Raw genomic sequence first — 303 nt, forward strand, 5'->3', positions numbered from 1 at the left:
TCGCCCGCAGCGACGGCCTGGCCGGGTCCAGCGTCGCCGAACTTGCCACCCAACGCGTGCTGGTCGAATCCCTGGGCGGCAGTTACCACTCCATCGTCGGTGACGACATCCCGGCCGCGGTGCTGAACTTCGCCCGAGCGAACAACGCCACCCAGATTGTCATCGGCGCAAGCCGCCGCAACCCCGTCGTCGCCGCGCTCACCGGCCCCGGCACCGGCATGGCCATCACCCGCACCTCCGGCACCATCGACGTGCACGTCATCAGCCACGACTACATCGGCAAAGGACGCGTACTCCCGCGAG

General features: G+C 69.0%; 1 pseudogene. It reads left to right on the top strand.

The window, feature by feature from the left end:
- Nucleotides 1–303, top strand: a pseudogene (locus RM423_RS25140) (histidine kinase); the annotation flags it as partial.

Origin of the sequence: Jatrophihabitans lederbergiae, from assembly GCF_031845305.1 — a bacterium.
Lineage (GTDB): Bacteria > Actinomycetota > Actinomycetes > Mycobacteriales > Jatrophihabitantaceae > Jatrophihabitans_A > Jatrophihabitans_A lederbergiae.